Origin of the sequence: Sphingobium xenophagum NBRC 107872, assembly GCF_000367345.1 — a bacterium.
Classification (GTDB): domain Bacteria; phylum Pseudomonadota; class Alphaproteobacteria; order Sphingomonadales; family Sphingomonadaceae; genus Sphingobium; species Sphingobium xenophagum.
In genome coordinates this window covers 1-17,005 of sequence record NZ_BARE01000065.1, presented here as the reverse complement: position 1 = coordinate 17,005, position 17,005 = coordinate 1, and the positions used below count along the sequence as shown (strand labels likewise).

Sequence of the window (17,005 nt, the reverse complement as noted above, 5' to 3'; positions counted from 1 at the left end):
GCCGCGTTTCCCCGCGCGGGGAAGTGCCTGGGCTGCCTCTCTCGCCGCAGCGATGCGTCCGCAACTGTTCGGGCTCGGTGCCGCCCCGCTCGCCCTCGCTGGCCTTGCAACGCGCGGCGCATTCCGCGCCGAACCCGAGAGGCCGCTCCCAGCGCTACTGGCCAACGCGATCGGTGCCGCGGCAGGCGACGTGGCAACGGACCTCGCCGCCGTTACGGCAATGGTTGCGCGCGGTGAGGAACACCTCGCCGACCTTTACGCCTCGTCACAGGCTCGCGCTGTGTGGCACCTCATCTGCGGGCTGGGGCCCCTCACCCGCGCCGAACTGGCCCGTGCGCTCGGCGTGACCCGCCGTACCGCCTCACAAGCCGCTGCGGCGCTTGAGAAGGCCGGCCTGGCCACCTTGCGCCCCGATGACCACGCCTTGGCCCCAAAGCGCGCCCAGACCGCCTCCTGACGCCTTTCAGGGCAAGAGGGATACCTCGCGGTACGGCACCCCAATCCGCTTGGGTGCACTCGCCCGGCGCCGCAGCAGTTGGCGTGCAAAGCGCGACGCCTCGTCCTCGCTCGCAAACGAGACCGCCCTCCCCTGCCCCCTCGTCCCAATCCGCCCCCAAGCAAATTCGACGATCGACGCGCCGAACAGGTCGCGGCTCAGCGCTACAGTGTAGCGCCGCGCGATATTGCGCTCACCGCATACCGCCTCAAGCCAGACGAAGCTGCCGTTGTTCAGGCTGTCCATGCGCGGACACATGCCGCAGAAGGAATCGCGAGTTCCAACGGGATTTTTGAATCAATCGAGTCAGACTGATTCACCTAGGCGATTTGTTGCTATCCCATTCGCAAAGCCTGCGCGTTTCACGTCCAGTACTGGTTTAACACCGCGCGCACAGCTTCTTCCGCCTCTTGCCGCGTTGCACCGCCCTTGCTCAGTAGTGTGAGGCGGATGCCCTTGCGATCAGCACCCTCGATCCGGAGCACTGGCTTGCCACTCGGGCTTGCGACCGTTTCAGCCTTTCCTGACTTCTTGGGGGAACCTGACTTCTTGGGGGGGGCTACAGCCAGTGATAGTGCCTTGATCACATCAATCACTGGCATTGACTGCCCGGTTGCCTGGCGCTCGGAAGCTAGGCGCTCGGCCTCCCGGAAGGCGCGTTCCTTGCGGTCATCTGGCTTCAGGAGCGCCTTGAGAGCAATAGCATTGCGAATGCCAAGCTCCTGCGGTTCGGCAAAAGCCCTGGTCAATTCCTCAGGAAGTCGTGCGAGATCAAGATACCGCGTGAGCCAGCTTTCAGAGACCTTCAGCCGCTCGGCCATCGTCTTTTGACGGCCGTCATAGTACGCGGTGAGCGCCCGGAGATAATCCCTTGCCCTTTCAAGATCGGTGAGATCATCCCGGGCGCGATTTTCGATGTCGGCAAGCCTGAACGCCTCTTCATCGCCAATCTCACGCACATCGACAAGAAACTTGAAGTCAGGGTAGTTATGGGACCTCAGCCAGCTAATCGACCAATGTCGCCGCGCGCCGCAGATGACCTCAAAATCATAGTCCTCGTTACCGGATATACGACGCACAATCGCGGGTATTTCCTGTCGGCCCTGCGCCTTGATGCTCTCGATAAGATCCGAACACCGTTCTTCGTTGAGTAAGGCGTAATCACGGTTATGGCCTGCCCACATCCGGCATTTGGCAGGATCCACCAGCTCATGTGTCCGATTAACAATCGCCCCGGTCGCAAGGTCGGCGAGCCGATTTGAACGCCCGGTGAGCACATTCGAGGCAATGCTCGATCGACGGGGCGCCGCGCCATCATCGTTGAGGTCTATACCTGCCGCTAAATCGGCCGCAAAACCGCTGTTTTTCTTACTCATGCAACCCTCCCGCTAGCAGAATTGCACGCGTGCAATTTTCCGGTTCCTCGTGAATTCCACGACCAATTGCACGCGTGCAATTCCGGGGTCTCATGCCAACGCCTCCTGGCGTAGGCGCTTCTGATGACTGGGCCACATCGAACGAATATCGACTTCGATCTCAGAGTTCACGCCATCAAGGTAATTCAGGCATCGGTTGCGCACAGCCGAACTGGTGGCGGGGCCGTCGAGCTCATAGACCGTCATCAAGCGCGCTGTTGCGTTGTCGATCTCGGCCGAATCCTTCATCGGCGTGCGAACCATCGCATGCCCAAAAAGCGTGCGCATGAGCTGTAGCAGCTCCTTCTGCATTGATTTGTTCTCATCGACCTTCGAAGCAACGAAGCGAAGAAACTTTAACTCCGGCGCGAGCCCACGCTCCGCAAGCTGCTCGATCGTTTCGTCCAACATCGAGAGGAATGCTGCTGTTGAAGAGAAATCCATAACGGTAGGCGGAACCGGCACCACCAACGAATTTGCCGCACGCAGCACAGATAGTGAAATCGCGCCAAGGGCCGGTGGAGGATCCATCACGACGACGTCGAAGCGATCCGAGATGCTTTCAATTCCTTCCTTCAACCGATCGAGAAGGGAGCCATTGCCCTGTGCCATCCGCGCTGCGAGCTCATATTCTGAATTGAACAGGCGAAGGTTGGCGGGGATCAGTTCCAAGCCATCGAAATGGGTTTTGCGGAGAGCATAATCGAGGGACGATCGTTCACCCTCGCGAAGGAACGGGTAAAGCGTATCATCTTCGGTCAGATCAAGATCGGGGACGTAGCCGAATAGCGTGGTTGCCGACGCCTGGCTGTCGCAATCAACGAGCGCAACGCGGTATCCTCGAATGGCAAGATATTGGGCCAGATGGACCGCCAGAGTGGACTTGCCGACGCCGCCCTTGAAGTTCTGTACCGCCACGACGCAACAGGGATCGTCTGCGGTCCGATAGGGCCGCGTTCCAAAGACACCGCGCATGTCGTTAAGTTGCGCCAACGTATATCGCTCGCGCCTGTTGTTGTCGGTCCTCGCCGGCTCAGGAAGCCGCCCGTCCTTCTCGGCATCCCGTATCGCAGCTGGAGTTCTGCCCACAAGCTCCGCTGCCTTGCCAATCGTGAAAGTCGGTTCGCGGCGGTCATCGGCCCGGGCGCTACGTGCAGAATCCCGCAACTTTTCGAGCACAGACGAGGTCCGACTGGCCAGCGTCGCGACTGATACCAAGCGCTCCGCTTCCTCAATTTGAAGTCCGTTAGACACATGCCCACCTTTCGCAATTGAGCGTGTGCTACACCCAATTGCACTTTTGGGTCAAGAAATTCGCAATTTTCGAAAGTGGGTGGCTCTAATCGGGCTCAAATTGGCATGACTCGGCTCCAACCTGACTCGGTGGGGGATGTCGAAATTGCACGCGTGCAATTTGCAGACATCATGGCCTGCCGCGACGATTAACCCAGCCCTCACAAAACCCCTTCCACGATGAAGCCAATTTTGCCCCACGGAGCTTTTCCAAACGCTCACCCATCTGTGCGCGAAAACCATCGGCGATCATATCCACATCCCAACCACCACCATATTGCCGGCCGATCGAGAGAAATTCGGATTCTTTTTCCCCGTAGCGCAGCGATCCTCTCGGAAAGCTCGCCTCAGCGGGCTTTCCGCTTGCGACTGCCTTGCGCGGAGCCGGAATAGCCCCCTGCCCCGCCGCGACGGTTTCGACCGTCCCTTCCCGCCGCGCTTGCCGGCCCGCGGAATGACGATCCAGTTCGTCAACCGTCTCGATAACCTCAGGAGCACCCTTTGGCTCAAACCGGAACTCAAGCTCGGTAACCGTTCTGCCCTGCCGAATTTCGCGCCACTCAACGCGGAAGTGCGCCAACTGGTCGATCTCTGATTTGGCTTTTTCAAGGACTTTGCGGCGAAGCTGGGCGAAGTCGGTGTACACTTCGGGGGGAATACCCAGGGCTGCCCTGAGCGCCTGCATATCGCCCCTCCAAGTTGCCTGACGACGATGCAACCGAAGCGCCCCCAGTTCATAAAGCTTCAGCGCGTAATTTGAACGGAAGCCAAGCACCGCTTGCCGATTGAGGACAGCATAGGTCTCTGACGCTTGGATGAGCTTGCGCGCATCGGGCGTGAACTCCCACTCGATCCAGCCTGCTTCGCCGCCTTCTTCCTCCGTTTCCTCACGTGACCGCGAGATCAGTGAGAACAAAAGCGTGGCCTTCTTGCCGCGCCAGGATTTGTCATCAACGGCGAAGAGCGTTCGGTGCAGTTCCTGGAGCATGTCGGTAATCCGCTCATTGCCCTTATGGCCCCGCCGAATGTCAGCCTTGCGGATTCGGTGTGGCCGGTCCTCCCAGGCGTCACCTCCGGCAGTCAAGATCATCAGTGCCAGTAACCGAGATGCAGTAAGGCTGAGCGATTCGCCTTTGACGAATTTGATTTCAATGATGCTGCCCGGTTTGGCGAATTCATCGCCTCCCTTCGCCTTCAGAGCTGCTGCAACGCGCATGGCGCGACCCGGGGATACTTCCTCCGGTGTCTCTTCAACAGCTTCGGCTATTTGGCTAACTTCATTTTCCATGCCACATTGCGATCAGGACTTGGTTCTTGGGCCCTAATTGCTGCCTGACCTGACCTCATCAGTCAAGTCAGGTCAGGATAGGAATCTGACTACCCCCCCCAAACGGTCAGGATCGAATTGCGGCAGTTTGGGTGGCCAAGGCGCGAAAACAGGCGAGTCGGCGCACTCATGATCAAAATTGGAAATTGGCCTTGATTTCGACCTTCGCGGGATTCAGAAACTCACCTCGGCAGGCACGGAACACCCGTTTAATTGATTCCCCCAAGGAGTCAGGATGGCCCCGAACAGTCAGGTTAGTTCCCCCGGTGGGTCAGGCTTCAGCCCCCACTGGGTCAGGCAAACTCCCCCACGCGGTCAGCTAGACAGCTGTAAACCATTGAAATAACGCTGCTTTGCGCCCCCTGAATCTGAATCTTTAGAATCATGAATCCTTCCGCTGCAAGCAGCGGCGTCTTTCAATTGATTTTTGGAAGATCAGATACCGATTCGCGAGCACGCCCTCGTACTGCCTAGCAGGCAAGCACAGGACACTCCATTAACTACGGGGGAGGGTGAGGGGGTCTGGTTGAGATGGCATGTCAATTGTCCGCAACAAACCTTCGTCAGAACTGCGCGCTCTGGTTCATCACCTAGGGGGCGTTTGGTCCGGAGACTCAGCAAGCTGTCATTGCCCAGCCCATGCAGACAGAACCCCATCACTATCAATCCGTCAGGGCGACCGCGGAATACTCGTGACCTGCCACGCTGGTTGTGACAACCGAGATGTCATGCGCGCGATTTCGAGGATAGCGCAGCTGCCAAGGTTCGAACCCTCCGCAGTCGAACCCAATCGCCGACAAGCCGAAACCGCTCATCTTGCTATCTGGCAAGCTGGACGAGCAATTGAGGGCACGCTTGCCGAGCGTTACGTTCGCGACGTCCGCAATGTTTGGGCACCGCTCGAAGACCTGCGCTACCACCCGAGGTGCCCCAAAGGACCGGGAAGGCTCGCTCTCTTTGAGCCAGCGCTGCTTATCGCGATGCGAAAGGCCGGGGAGATAGCGGCGATCCAACGAGTCTTCCTCGATCCGCAAAGTGCGCAATATATCGAAAAGCGAGTGCTTGGTCAGGCTATCGGTGCAGCCTGGACGAACGGTCCCCCGGGAAAAACCATCGGCATATGCGAAGGCTTCGAGACCGCAGCTGCCTACACTTCGCTGACAGGCATCCAGACATGGGCCAGCATGGGGGCCAGGCGCTTCCACCAGGTGCATATTCCAGTGCACGTCGAAACCCTGATCCTTCTGGCGGACAATGACGCAGAGGGCAGGCGCGCCCGCGCGCGCGCAGCCGAGACCTACCGCCGCCCTGGTCTCACCATCGAGACCGAATGGCCACCAGCGCGCATGAATGACTGGGCGCAACTTCTGAAGCGGTGAGGGGAGGGGGGCTGGAGCGGGCGTGCCGCTGATCGGCACGAGCTCAGGAGATCCCCGCATGACCACTACGCTTCCGCGCGCCAGCGCAATTCTCGGTGCTGCGCGCACACTTGCCGCCAAGCTTCTCCTCACTGTTCCAATCGATCGCGCCGCACTAAGCGAGGCCATGATTCAGAGCACTGGCGGCAGAGATGCGGCGGGGGCCTGGCAACAGCGCGACAGTTTCGAGGCGCTGGAGGTCGCACTGGCGATGGCGGTTCCCCAACTGGTGGGTCAAATGGAAGCTGGCGCCGCGATCCGCACGCTCGAAGCACTGACCAAGGATCTCCCGACCCATACTGTTCGCAGCGAGGCGCAGATCGCCTTCCAGCAGTTTTCCACCCCGCCCGCGCTGGCTTATCTCGCGGTTCATCTTGCACGGCTTTCGGCCGAAGACGTTTTTCTTGAGCCCAGCGCAGGGACCGGGATCATTGCCTCGCTTGCTCAGGGTCTGGCGAAGAGTTCCGTGCTCAATGAACTCGAACCCACCCGCGCGGATCTGCTGGAGGGGATATTCCCTGAATCGCATGTGGTCCGGCACGATGGCGCCAAGCTTGGGGCGTTACTGTCGGGAAGCACGCGGCCGAGTGTGATCGTCATGAACCCGCCGTTCTCGATCTCGCAATCGCGGGGCCAGGATCAGAACACAGCCGCCCGCCACTTGCGCGCGGCGATCGACCATCTCTTGCCCGGCGGGAGGGTCGTCGCGATTATGCCGGACTGGTTCTCTCCCTCGGCCAGCTGTGGCGAAGTTTTCCGACGTACACTTGAGAGCGCGCGCGTTGTCCTGTCACTGCGGCTCGACAGGGGCGGCTATGCCAAGCACGGCACCGGCATCGCGGTTCGTATCCTGGTGATCGACAAGATTGCCGGCGAGATCGGTCATTCAACCATCAACCGCGCGTCGGTCAGCGAACTCTATGCGGCCCTTCCTTCGATTCCGCCGCGCGCCGCACTACGCAAGGCCAGCGAGAGCGTCGCGCCGCGGCCAAAGCTCAGTCTGTTCCGCTCGGTCAGGACCGGCCCAGCGCGGCCGGTAATTGTCCGCGCAGCACAGACCAATGATGTCCGGCCTGTCGCCTACGCGGTACTCGATGAACCCGCGGCCATGGGCGAACAGCGCGGCGTCTATGCCGACTATCGCCCCTCACGCGTCGTCATCCCGGAGGCGGGCGAACACCCGACCCATCTCGTGGAATCCGCCGCCATGGCCTCGATTGCTGCACCTCGGCCCGGCTACGTGCCCTGCCTACCCGAACGGACGGTGACGGCACGTCTGCTCTCGGCTGCCCAGCTTGAAACCGTGATCTATGCCGGCGAAGCCTGGTCGCGCGATCTTCATGGCCGCTTCAGTCATCCATCCGGCGAAGTGGCGCTGAAGGAAGATCCGGACGGTCAGCTTTACCGTACCGGGTTCTTTCTGGGTGACGGAACCGGGGCGGGGAAGGGGAGGCAAGCGGCGGCCTGCATTCTTGACCAGTGGCTCAAGGGCAATCGCCGCCACATCTGGATTTCAAAGAACGCGCCGCTCCTCGAAGATGCGCAGCGCGACTGGACCGCGATAGGCGGGCTGCCGTCGGACATCCTCGAACTTGCGCGCTGGAAGATCGGCGAGAAGATCACTGCGCCCGAGGGCATCCTGTTCGTGCCTTACGGCACCTTGCGCAGCTCGCGCGTCGAAGACACACGACTTGACCAGATCGTGCGCTGGGCTGGTGAAGACTTCGAAGGCGTGATCGTATTCGACGAGGCCCATGAAATGGGCGGCGTGGCCGGCGGGGAAGGGGCACTGGGGCAGAAGCAGGGCTCGCTGCAGGGTATCGCCGGTGTCCTGCTCCAGAACACGCTACCGCGCGCCCGGGTGCTCTACGCCTCGGCAACGGGAGCATCCGACGTCAACAACCTCGCCTATGCGGTCCGTCTCGGTCTGTGGGGGCCGGGCACGGCGTTCGCGGCCCGCGAACAGTTCATCAGCGAAATCCGCGACGGCGGAATTGCTGCGATGGAACTGGTTGCTCGCGATCTCAAGGCCTCGGGTCTATACCTTGCCCGGGCACTGAGCTTCGCCGGGATCGAGTATGACATCCTGCGCCATGACCTTACCCCGGAGCAGATCGCGATCTACGACACCTATTGCGAGGCCTGGACGATCATCCATCAGAACCTCGAGGCGGCACTCGAACTCACCGGCATCGTCGATGGTCTTGAGAACAGGACCCTCAACAGCGGCGCTAAGGCGGCGGCGCGCAGCCGGTTCGAGGGCACCAAGCAGCGCTTCTTTGCGCAAGTCCTGCTCAGCCTGAAGCTCCCCTCGATCTATCCCGCAATCGATGAGCATCTGGCCAGCGAGGAAAGCGTGGTCGTCCAACTCGTCAGCACGGCGGAATCGATCCTCAACCGGCGTCTCAACGAACTGGACCCCGAGGAGCGTGAGGCGCTGGAACTGGACCTATCGCCACGCGAGGCGATCGTGGACTACCTCACCCGCGCCTTCCCGACCCGGCAGATGGAAGAATATGTCGACGAACTCGGCGATGTCCGCTCGCGCCCGATGTGGGACCAGGCCGGCAATCCGGTCCACAACCCTCAGGCCGAAGCCGCTCGAGAGCAACTCATTGAGCATATCTGTGCCATGCCGCCGATCCCGACCGCGCTCGATGCCCTACTTGTACACTACGGCGTGAGTGCGGTGGCCGAAGTCACCGGGCGCAGCAAACGCCTGGTACGCGATGGTTCGGGGCAACAACGCCTCGAAAGCCGCTCACCCAGGACCAACCTTGCCGAGACCGCCGCGTTCATGACTGGCGCAAAGCGTATCCTCGTATTCTCGGATGCCGGCGGCACGGGGCGCAGCTACCACGCCAGCCTGGATGCGAAGAACCAGCAACGCCGGGTCCACTTCCTGCTCGAACCAGGCTGGCGCGCGGACCGGGCCATCCAGGGCTTGGGGCGCACCCACCGGACCCACCAGGCCTGTCCGCCGCTGTTCCGGCCGGTCACGACCGACTGCAAGGGTGAGGCGCGGTTCACCAGCACGATTGCGCGGCGGCTCGACGCACTGGGCGCGCTCACCCGCGGCCAGCGCCAGACCGGCGGCCAGGGCATGTTCGAGTCCTCAGACAACCTCGAGAGCAGCTACGCCAAGCACGCCTTGCATGACTGGTACGGGTTGCTCGCAATGGGCAAACTCAAGAGCACCTCGCTCGCCGAGTTTCAGACAATGAGCGGGCTCGATCTCACCGACCAGGACGGTGTGCTGCGCGAGGACCTGCCGCCAATCCAGCGATGGCTCAACCGTATCCTCGCCATGAGGATCGCGGTGCAGAACGCCATCTTCGACGAGTTCCTGACCCTTGTCGAAACGCGCGTCGCGGCGGCGAAGGAGGCAGGCACCTTCGACATCGGGGTCGAGACGATCTCGGTCGAGGCTTGCCAGGTTCTGTCGGACACGGTGATCCGGACAGATCCCGTGACCGGCGCTACCTCGCACCTTCTCGAACTGTCGCTGACCCAGCGACGCAAGGTTCTCTCGCTCGAGCGGGTGCTCAAGCTGGCGTCTCACGAGGACAAACCGCTGTTCATGCGCAACGGCAAATCGGGGAAGGTTGCCCTGGCGATCCGTGCGCCCTCGCACATGGATGAAGAGGGCAATACCATTCGGCGCTACGAACTCGTTCGACCGCTGCGCAGTGAGTACCTCCGCGCCGACCACCTCGATGAGTCAGCCTGGGAGACGGTGTCCAAGGCCAGGTTCCGTGCCCTGTGGGAGGAGGAATATGCGGCAGATGAAAGCCAGCTGGTCACGGAGACCGTTTACCTTGCGACCGGTCTGCTCCTGCCAATCTGGGGCGCGCTTCCCAAGGAAGACCTCACGGTCAATCGCATCGTCGACAAGTCTGGCACCTCTTGGCTCGGCCGTCATGTCCACGATCTCTATGTCGACGCGACCCTCGAGAAGCTCGGGGTCAACCGCACGGTTCCGACCGATCCCGACAAGATCGCTGCCGCCGTCATGGGGGGCGGAACATGGAAGGCGCCGCACCCCCTCAATTTCACAATCCGCACGTCGCGGGTGAACGGTTCCCGCAGGATAGAGATCGTCGATGCCGAAGCCGCACGCATTCCCGAACTCAAGGCGAAGGGCTGCTTCACCGAGATTATCGCCTACAAGACGCGCGTGTTCGTGCCTCTCGACCGGGCTGACGCGATCATCTCCGGTATTGCCGGGCAGGCCTGACCCGATCGACGCGCGCTAGGTGAGCCTGGCCGAGGGGATGTCCGTCCAGCGCGTGGTAAAGCTCGGCGACAGGTTTTCGCGCCGCATGCGCCATTCCCCGTCCTTCTGTGCCAATCCCAACCTTGCCGTGCCGCGCCCATAGCGGGCGTTGATCTGATCGATCGCGCTCATGAGCCCATCGTCAGGTGCCTCGATCCTGTCGAACAGCGAGGCAGGGGAATCTCCCGGCATGCCGATGTCGAGCAGCAGCACACCGGCCTTTCGCCAATCATAGCCTGCACGCCAGATACGGTCGAAGATCCGCAGTACGGCGGCCGAAATCTCGCGGGTATCCGACGTTGGCCGATGAAACGTCGCCGAGCCCGACAGCGACTTTTGCGGTGCGCCTTGGGCAAATGGATCGGTCCGGATGAACAACTGGACCGCGCCGGCGACCTGCCCGGCATGACGCACCTTTTCGGCGACCCTTTCGGAAAAACTCATCACGGCATCGTGAACCTGGCTCTTTTCGCGGATCGCTGCGCCGAAGGTTCGCGAGCAACACGTCGTCTGTTTAGGCGAAGGCTGGTCTTCAAGGGCATGGCAAACGAAGCCGCGCAGTTCATGTACAGTGCGCAGGCCGACCACACCCATGCGCTGCCGGACCCAGCCATCGGGAGCGTTGGCGAATTCGTGGGCGGTGTGAATACCGCGCTCCTCAAGCATCACCGTCCAGCGCCTACCCACGCCCCAGACATCGCCGACCGGGGTTTTGCGCAAGGCAGCCTCGATCCAGGCCGGATGATGGACGAGATCGAGGACGCCGCCCGCCTTGGCCGATTTCTTCGCCAACCGATTAGCGAGCTTGGCCAGAGTCTTGGTTGGCCCAACGCCGACTGACACTGGAATTCCGGTCCACCGTCTGGTCCTCTCGCGCAGGACTCGGCACCATTCGGTGAGACTTGGTACGGCCAATCGGTCGAGATCGAGGAAGCACTCGTCGATACTGTAGATTTCGTGGGAGGGTGCGCTCGCACCCAGGACGGTCATCACGCGCTCGGATATGTCGCCATAAAGCGCATAGTTTGACGAGCAGACGGCAATGTCATGTTCCTCGACCAGCTTCCGGATCTTGAACATGGGCGCGCCCATCGCGACGCCCAGCACCTTCGCCTCGTTTGAGCGGGCAATGACGCAGCCATCGTTATTCGAGAGGACCACCACTGGGCGCTCCCGCAGGCGGGGCTGGAACAGCCGCTCACAGGATGCATAGAAGTTGTTGCAGTCGACCAGCGCAAAGGTGGCCATCAGCGGCCGCAATGGCGCCGGATGCTCGTGGTGACGACGCCCCAGATCTCGCAGTCGTTCTCGCCGATCGGCAACGAGGGATAGTCCATATTTTCGGCTGCGAGATGCCACTGCCCGGCCACCTTTTTCAGGCGTTTGACGGTCAGGTCGCCGTGGAGAATGGCAATAACGATGTCGTCGGGCTGGGGGCTGATCCCGCGATCGATGACCAGCAGGTCGCCATCGAATATTCCCGCATCGCGCATGGATTCCCCGGCGGCGCGGACGAAAAATGTGGCCGCGGGCCTGCGGATCAGGTGCTCGTTGAGGTCGAGCTTGCCCTCGATGTGATCGTCCGCAGGGCTTGGAAAGCCGGCGGGGACTTGCGTTCCGAACAGCGGGAGTTCGAGTTTGGGCGGGCAATCGACAAAGCTAAGCACGAGAAATGTTCCAGACCATAAATCAGAACATAAAAAGAACAGGTGCGGCGTGATTCGTCAACTCGAGGAAGTTGGGGGATGAGGCCAAATGCGGTTGGGAGCACTGGCGGCAACGTTCTGACTGACCTAAAGGCCCCAGAATGTCGCCAATCAAAGATATCCCGCACCTGGGAAAACTTGTTGCGGTCCAGCATGGCTGGGCCGCCGCCAAGGCCTTCAAATCCTATGAAATGAACGTTGCCGATCGCGAGGCCTTGTCGTTGTGCGCAATCGATCTCCTCAAGGTTTTTCCGTCCATCCCAGGCGCATGCGCTCTGATGAGCGCGGCCCTGGCGGTCGGGCTTGAGCGGTGCATGGATGCGCCCATCCACGTGGTTGCTGGAACTTTGGCCGTCGACGGAGAGCCAGTCTTCGGGGACCGGCGGACCTTCGACGGTCCGCAGCTCTTCAGCACGTCGAACCCCGATTGGGATGGCCATGTCTGGGTGATGATCGGGTCCTATATCATCGACATCTCGATCTTTCGTACCGCCTATTCGGGCCTGGGACCTGCAAGGCTCGCCAAGCATATCGATTCGGCCTTCGGCCCGAACAAAGGGCTGTACGTCGACCGCTGGAGGCGAACTGCACAGCTCGGCCTGAGTTATGAACCCCAGTATGTTTTGAGCGCGGACGAGGTCACCCGCCTGATGGGCGGAGCTTACCACGTCATCAAGCAGGGTCAGCCCGCCTAAAGGTTGGTCAAAGCTGGTAGGCGGCGCGAAGGCGTGCGGCGACGTCCTCGCGCGTCATGTTCACCCTGAACTGCCTGGGGTCGAAGTCCGCCTCGATCGCCGCATTCTCGACAAAGGCGAGCATATCTTCCGCGACGGAAGGGGGCAGCGAATATCGAACCTCTGGGCTCAACAGCTGCAGAAGCCGTGCGACGTCGTTGCGGTGCTTGCGGATGTTCTTTTCATCGACCTGCAAGCCTTCCTCGCGCTGGCGGGTGAGGTCGAGCCAGGCACGCGCCTTGAATGGAATGATCGCGGCCTCGTCAAGCACCGGGATACCGCCAGCCTCGCGCACCATCGACTTGAGAAATTCGTAGTAGCTCTCGTCGAGGAGGATGGCGGACAAGCTGGCGGCGGCCTCGTCGATCGGAAGCGGCGTGAGGTGGGCGTCGCCGCCAAGCGTCAAGCCTTCGGGCGCTCGGGAGAATAGCTCGAGCATGGCGGGATAGCCTTCCGCCTTTGGCTTCTGGAAGCGATAAAGGACCTTCGCGCCTTCGCTGCTCTCCCGGATCTCGTAATCGCCCTCCTCGACAAAAGCCCAGAAGCGCGCGGCGAAGGCGCTGTCCAGCGCTTCGACCACCAGGACGATATCGAGATCCTTGGTGGCGCGGAAGTCCAGCCCGACCTCGTCCATGATCAATTCGCAGGCCGCCCCTCCGATCAGCACATATTGATGCTCGTGGCCCGCAAAATGCACCCGAAAGCGATCGACCCCGATCACCATGCAAATGTCTCCAACAGTTCTTCCGCCGCTTGGGCAACGCGTTCGTCCGGGTTGCCCCTGACGCTGAGGTACAGCGAGAGGCGATCGACAACGCCATTGCTGGCGAGAATTCGGGGGTCGTAGGTCCATGTCTGAACCTCGACGCGCTGGTCGTCGAATGCCGTCGCGGGCCTCAAGGACTGCGATGCCTGCAGGTGCTTCCAGCTGGCAGCCAGAACTGCCCTCGTCTCGACGCGCGGCGGAGCCAGCATAGTGTAGCGGGCAAGTGCCGTTGTCCCGGCAAGTGGACCGATCTCTTCGCCATCCGGAGCGCAAACCTCCCGAACCTTGCGCACCGGCGACTGGAACTGCGCCTGGACCGTGTCCCAAAGCTCGCGGCCACGAAGGGCCATGTGCAGACGGCGCTGCCGACCGACATGGTGTGCCTTCGCTAACTGGAGCGCCTCCAGCTCATCCAGAGTGCGGCTGATGCTCATGATCGAGACACGCAGTTCGTCTGCAAGTTCGGTCAGGTTCAGGCCGTCCAGGGTGCGACCCTGCAGGATTGCCAACAGCAGAAGTTGCGTGGTCGGGCTGATCTGTTCGGCGTGAACTATCGCGAATGCAGGTGCGCGCTCGCGCAGGTCGAGGAACACTTCGGGGACATAGAGCTGCGCGCCCGGCGCGATGAAGCCGATCTTGCGCTCCGTCATCTGACGGCGGATCGCGCTCGGCACGCGGCCCAACAGCAGGAGCACCAGGTCGCCCCCGAGTTGGTGGCGAACCATCTCTCGGTGCTTCAGGTACTGCGCGGTGGTGCCAGATCCGGTCGGCAGGTTCTCACGGAGGGCCATAAGCAGGAGCGCGCGGCCGTCCAGCGAGCCTTGCCAGATCGCGTAACGGTCGAGGATGAAGTGCGGTAGATTGGTGGGTGCCACTGGCACGAGGCCAAGCCGCTGTCCGAAAGCGTCCTCGACATACGCTTCAGCAGCTTCTGCGAGCGCTTCCAACCGCGCTTCAGGAACTCTTTCTAACACCATGTAGCCTATTTAACATTACTAGTGTTAAAAGTCCATTGCGATGTTAGACGGCTTGCAAGCGGCAGCGTTCGCGGCCTCTCCATAAGGCCTAAATCCGGCATTTATCCCTAATGGGAGCGAGCAGGAAGCCTTTGCATCCGCAGGTGTCGCAGGGAACCCGAACAATCCTGAAACTGTGAGGGGAGGGGGGCTGGAAGGGGCGAGCCGAAGGGTTCGGCCAAGTCCGGCTTTCAGGAGCACCCCCATGAACGATATCGAGATGATCCCGCTCGGCAAGCTGCGCTTGTCCGATGCAAATGTGCGCAAGAACGACAGCAACCTCTTCATCGAGGAACTGGCCGCCAACATCGAGGCCAAGGGCCTTCTCCAGAACCTGATCGTGGCGCCGGCCAAGAAGCGTGGCATGTTCGACGTGACCGCCGGTGGTCGCCGGCTGCGCGCACTCAACTTTCTCCTCGAGGCTGGCAAGCTCGCCAAGGATCACCCCGTTACCTGCCGCGTTCTAGACATCGACGCGGCTGAACAGTCCGAGCTCTCGCTGATCGAAAACGTGATCCGGCTCGACATGACGCCGACCGATGAAATCCGCGCTTACAAGCACTTCGTCAACGAGGGCAGTGACCTCGATGCGATCGCCAAACGGTTCGGCCGCACCCGCCGGTTCATCGAAGGCCGCCTGCGGCTTGCCGACCTTGCCGATCCGATCTTTGCGGCGCTCGAAGAGGGCAAGATCACCCTTGACGTCGCCAAGGCCTACGCGACGACGCCCAATCATGATCGCCAGATGATGGTCTGGAACGAACTGTCGAATAGCTGGCAGGGCAACCAGCCCGATTCCATCCGCCGGATGATCACCCACAGCGCGATCCGTTCGTCCTCGCCGATGGCCCAGCTCGCGAGCGAAGCCGAATACCTCGCCGCCGGCGGCAAGATCGAGCGCGACCTCTTTACCGAGGACGGGGGCGAGACCTGGATCGACGCCGAGATTGCGCAGCGTATCGCCGGCGAGAAGCTCCAGGCCTTCGCAACCGAAGTTGCCGCGACCTCCGGTTATGCCTGGGTCCGTCCGATCCTTGAGACGCGCATCACCTACAGCGCTACCGAAGATCTCCATCAGGTCCATCTCGAGCCCGCTCCGCTCTCGGAGGATGAGCAAACTGAAGCCGATCGCCTGCTCGAGACGATTTCGTCGCTCGAAGCGGAAAGTGAAGCGCTCGACGATGACGACGAAGCGGCCGCTGCCGATTTCCAGGCACGCTGGGATGCCGCAACCAACGCCTATGACGCGCTCCATGACAAGCCGCCTGTCATCCCCGAGGAAATGAAGGCCAATCTGGGCTGCTTCGTCATCATCGGAGCCGATGGCCAGCCCGCCGTCGCCAGCGGCCTCTACAGCGACAAACCGCTCGAACGGCGCAAGGGGCGCGGGTCCGCCGCGGGCGAGGGTGCCAGCGGAGCAGGGGAGGGCGGTAGGGCCGCTTCGGCTCCCAAGCCGCTATCGCAGAAGCTGGTCGAGGAACTCGCCGTGCAGCGCCGCGACATCCTCGCGATCAACCTTGCATCGAACCCGGCCATCGCGCTCGACTACCTGATCTTCGCGATTGCCGACTCCCGCGCACTTTATAGCGCACAGGCTCTCGGCACGACGATCCGCGCGCCATCACCCTCACTCTACCTCGCCAACTATCCGGAAAATCCCGCGCATACGCTGATGGCCGATATGCGCGAGACGCTCGACCTGTCGTGGACCGAACATCATCGCACGGTCGACCGGTTCTCGGCGTTCAGTGCGCTCGACGATGATGCCAAGGCCAGTTGGCTAGCCTGGTGCATGGCCAAGACGCTGGAAGCCAGCATGGGGATCGACAAGAAAGCCGGTCAGTCCGGCCCCGAGCCGATCGATCTTCACGATCATCTTGCCGCGCTGATGGGAATCAATGTCGCCAGCCACTGGCGTCCTACCTCAGCCAATTACTTCGACCGCGTGAGCAAGCAGGCGCTGCTCGCGCACGTGACCGAAGTCGGCGGCCCGACCATGGCGGCGAGCTTCATGGGATCCAAGAAGGGTGACCTCTCGGCATCCTGCGAGAAGCTGTTCGCGGGCGAAACCATCGTCGCTCCCGAAGTCAAGGAAGCTGCTCTCGCCTGGGTGCCGGAAGCCATGCGCTTCCGCGTGCTAGCCGTCAGCGAACCTGATGACGGAGCGCCGGTCGAGCCCGAACCGGAAGTCGACACCGACGAATTCCACCCTGCCGCGGCGCAAGACGCCGAAGCCGACGAGACCGTCGACGCCTGACCATCCTTGCCGACACGCTGCCGCGGCCCGACCGGACTGCGGCAGCGTGCCGGTTCATCCAGGACCCACACCCATGACTACCATCACCAAGCTGCGCACCCGGGTCTCGCCTGAGGCCATTTCGAAAGTCACCCGGATCTTCAACGGGACTCTCGACGATATCTTCACCGAGCTGTTCCAGAACGCACGGCGCGCAGGCGCGACCCGCGTCGACGTAACGGCCGAGCACATGGCCGATGCCTGCCTCATCACGATCAGCGATGACGGCGCCGGGATTGCCGATCCCGAAGCTCTCCTCGGC

14 protein-coding genes are annotated in these 17,005 nt (G+C 61.7%); 6 read left to right on the top strand and 8 right to left on the bottom strand.

Features of this window, described 5'->3' with window-relative positions:
• The coding region (locus SX1_RS20015; protein WP_026149985.1) for a MarR family transcriptional regulator at positions 1–457 on the top strand (457 nt) is incomplete at its 5' end.
• A gap of 6 nt (positions 458–463) precedes the next feature.
• On the opposite strand, the gene SX1_RS20010 is transcribed toward SX1_RS20015, so the two are convergent.
• The 4 genes from SX1_RS20010 to SX1_RS19995 all read right to left on the bottom strand — a co-directional run bounded on the left by SX1_RS20010 (position 464) and on the right by SX1_RS19995 (position 4,492).
• The gene (locus tag SX1_RS20010) at positions 464–742 is read right to left on the bottom strand and encodes a WGR domain-containing protein (protein ID WP_019054504.1); all 279 of its coding nucleotides are present in this window, start codon (positions 740–742) and stop codon (positions 464–466) included.
• A gap of 116 nt (positions 743–858) precedes the next feature.
• Positions 859–1,872 carry a ParB/RepB/Spo0J family partition protein gene (locus SX1_RS20005; protein WP_019054503.1) on the bottom strand — a complete coding sequence of 338 codons (1,014 nt, stop codon included), beginning with the start codon at positions 1,870–1,872 and terminating at the stop codon, positions 859–861.
• 90 nt (positions 1,873–1,962) lie between these two features.
• Positions 1,963–3,165, bottom strand: a complete 1,203-nt coding sequence (locus tag SX1_RS20000; protein WP_026149984.1) for an AAA family ATPase — start codon at positions 3,163–3,165, stop codon at positions 1,963–1,965.
• Between the two features lie 169 nt (positions 3,166–3,334).
• The gene (locus tag SX1_RS19995; protein WP_019054501.1) at positions 3,335–4,492 is read right to left on the bottom strand and encodes a replication initiation protein; all 1,158 of its coding nucleotides are present in this window, start codon (positions 4,490–4,492) and stop codon (positions 3,335–3,337) included.
• A gap of 767 nt (positions 4,493–5,259) precedes the next feature.
• Between SX1_RS19995 and SX1_RS24930 the strand changes: the two genes are divergently transcribed.
• Complete coding sequence (locus SX1_RS24930) at positions 5,260–5,910, top strand: DUF7146 domain-containing protein (RefSeq protein WP_255209811.1); 651 nt, start codon at positions 5,260–5,262, stop codon at positions 5,908–5,910.
• 58 nt (positions 5,911–5,968) lie between these two features.
• Entirely contained in the window at positions 5,969–10,186 is a 4,218-nt protein-coding gene (locus tag SX1_RS19985) for a strawberry notch family protein (protein WP_026149982.1), read from the top strand.
• A 15-nt stretch (positions 10,187–10,201) separates the two neighbouring features.
• Here SX1_RS19985 and SX1_RS19980 read toward each other — a convergent pair whose 3' ends face one another.
• Together SX1_RS19980 and SX1_RS19975 are read right to left on the bottom strand one after the other, a co-directional pair.
• Positions 10,202–11,473, bottom strand: a complete 1,272-nt coding sequence (locus tag SX1_RS19980; protein ID WP_019054497.1) for a Y-family DNA polymerase — start codon at positions 11,471–11,473, stop codon at positions 10,202–10,204.
• On the bottom strand, positions 11,473–11,892 hold the full coding sequence (locus SX1_RS19975; RefSeq protein WP_019054496.1) for a LexA family protein: 420 nt from the start codon (positions 11,890–11,892) through the stop codon (positions 11,473–11,475). Before SX1_RS19975 ends, SX1_RS19980 begins: the two co-directional genes overlap by 1 nt.
• A gap of 140 nt (positions 11,893–12,032) precedes the next feature.
• Between SX1_RS19975 and SX1_RS19970 the strand changes: the two genes are divergently transcribed.
• Complete coding sequence (locus SX1_RS19970) at positions 12,033–12,626, top strand: hypothetical protein (RefSeq protein WP_019054495.1); 594 nt, start codon at positions 12,033–12,035, stop codon at positions 12,624–12,626.
• A gap of 7 nt (positions 12,627–12,633) precedes the next feature.
• Here the strand turns inward: SX1_RS19970 and SX1_RS19965 are convergent, their stop codons facing one another.
• Positions 12,634–13,389 carry a hypothetical protein gene (locus tag SX1_RS19965; protein ID WP_019054494.1) on the bottom strand — a complete coding sequence of 252 codons (756 nt, stop codon included), beginning with the start codon at positions 13,387–13,389 and terminating at the stop codon, positions 12,634–12,636.
• Positions 13,383–14,378, bottom strand: a complete 996-nt coding sequence (locus SX1_RS19960; protein ID WP_255209810.1) for a helix-turn-helix domain-containing protein — start codon at positions 14,376–14,378, stop codon at positions 13,383–13,385. Before SX1_RS19960 ends, SX1_RS19965 begins: the two co-directional genes overlap by 7 nt.
• A 274-nt stretch (positions 14,379–14,652) precedes the next feature.
• On the opposite strand from SX1_RS19960, the gene SX1_RS19955 reads away from it, so the two are divergent.
• Complete coding sequence (locus SX1_RS19955; RefSeq protein ID WP_019054492.1) at positions 14,653–16,704, top strand: ParB/RepB/Spo0J family partition protein; 2,052 nt, start codon at positions 14,653–14,655, stop codon at positions 16,702–16,704.
• A 73-nt stretch (positions 16,705–16,777) separates the two neighbouring features.
• Positions 16,778–17,005, top strand: a 228-nt coding sequence (locus tag SX1_RS23115) for an ATP-binding protein (protein ID WP_043146156.1), incomplete at its 3' end; no start/stop codon positions are given.

Coding starts and splice junctions, on each gene's coding strand:
- SX1_RS20010 (WP_019054504.1), bottom strand. CDS start 742: ATGGACAGCCTGAACAACGGCAGCTTCGTCTGGCTTGAGGCGGTATGC.
- SX1_RS20005 (WP_019054503.1), bottom strand. CDS start 1,872: ATGAGTAAGAAAAACAGCGGTTTTGCGGCCGATTTAGCGGCAGGTATA.
- SX1_RS19995 (WP_019054501.1), bottom strand. CDS start 4,492: ATGGAAAATGAAGTTAGCCAAATAGCCGAAGCTGTTGAAGAGACACCG.
- SX1_RS24930 (WP_255209811.1), top strand. CDS start 5,260: ATGCGCGCGATTTCGAGGATAGCGCAGCTGCCAAGGTTCGAACCCTCC.
- SX1_RS19985 (WP_026149982.1), top strand. CDS start 5,969: ATGACCACTACGCTTCCGCGCGCCAGCGCAATTCTCGGTGCTGCGCGC.
- SX1_RS19980 (WP_019054497.1), bottom strand. CDS start 11,473: ATGGCCACCTTTGCGCTGGTCGACTGCAACAACTTCTATGCATCCTGT.
- SX1_RS19970 (WP_019054495.1), top strand. CDS start 12,033: ATGTCGCCAATCAAAGATATCCCGCACCTGGGAAAACTTGTTGCGGTC.
- SX1_RS19965 (WP_019054494.1), bottom strand. CDS start 13,389: ATGGTGATCGGGGTCGATCGCTTTCGGGTGCATTTTGCGGGCCACGAG.
- SX1_RS19955 (WP_019054492.1), top strand. CDS start 14,653: ATGAACGATATCGAGATGATCCCGCTCGGCAAGCTGCGCTTGTCCGAT.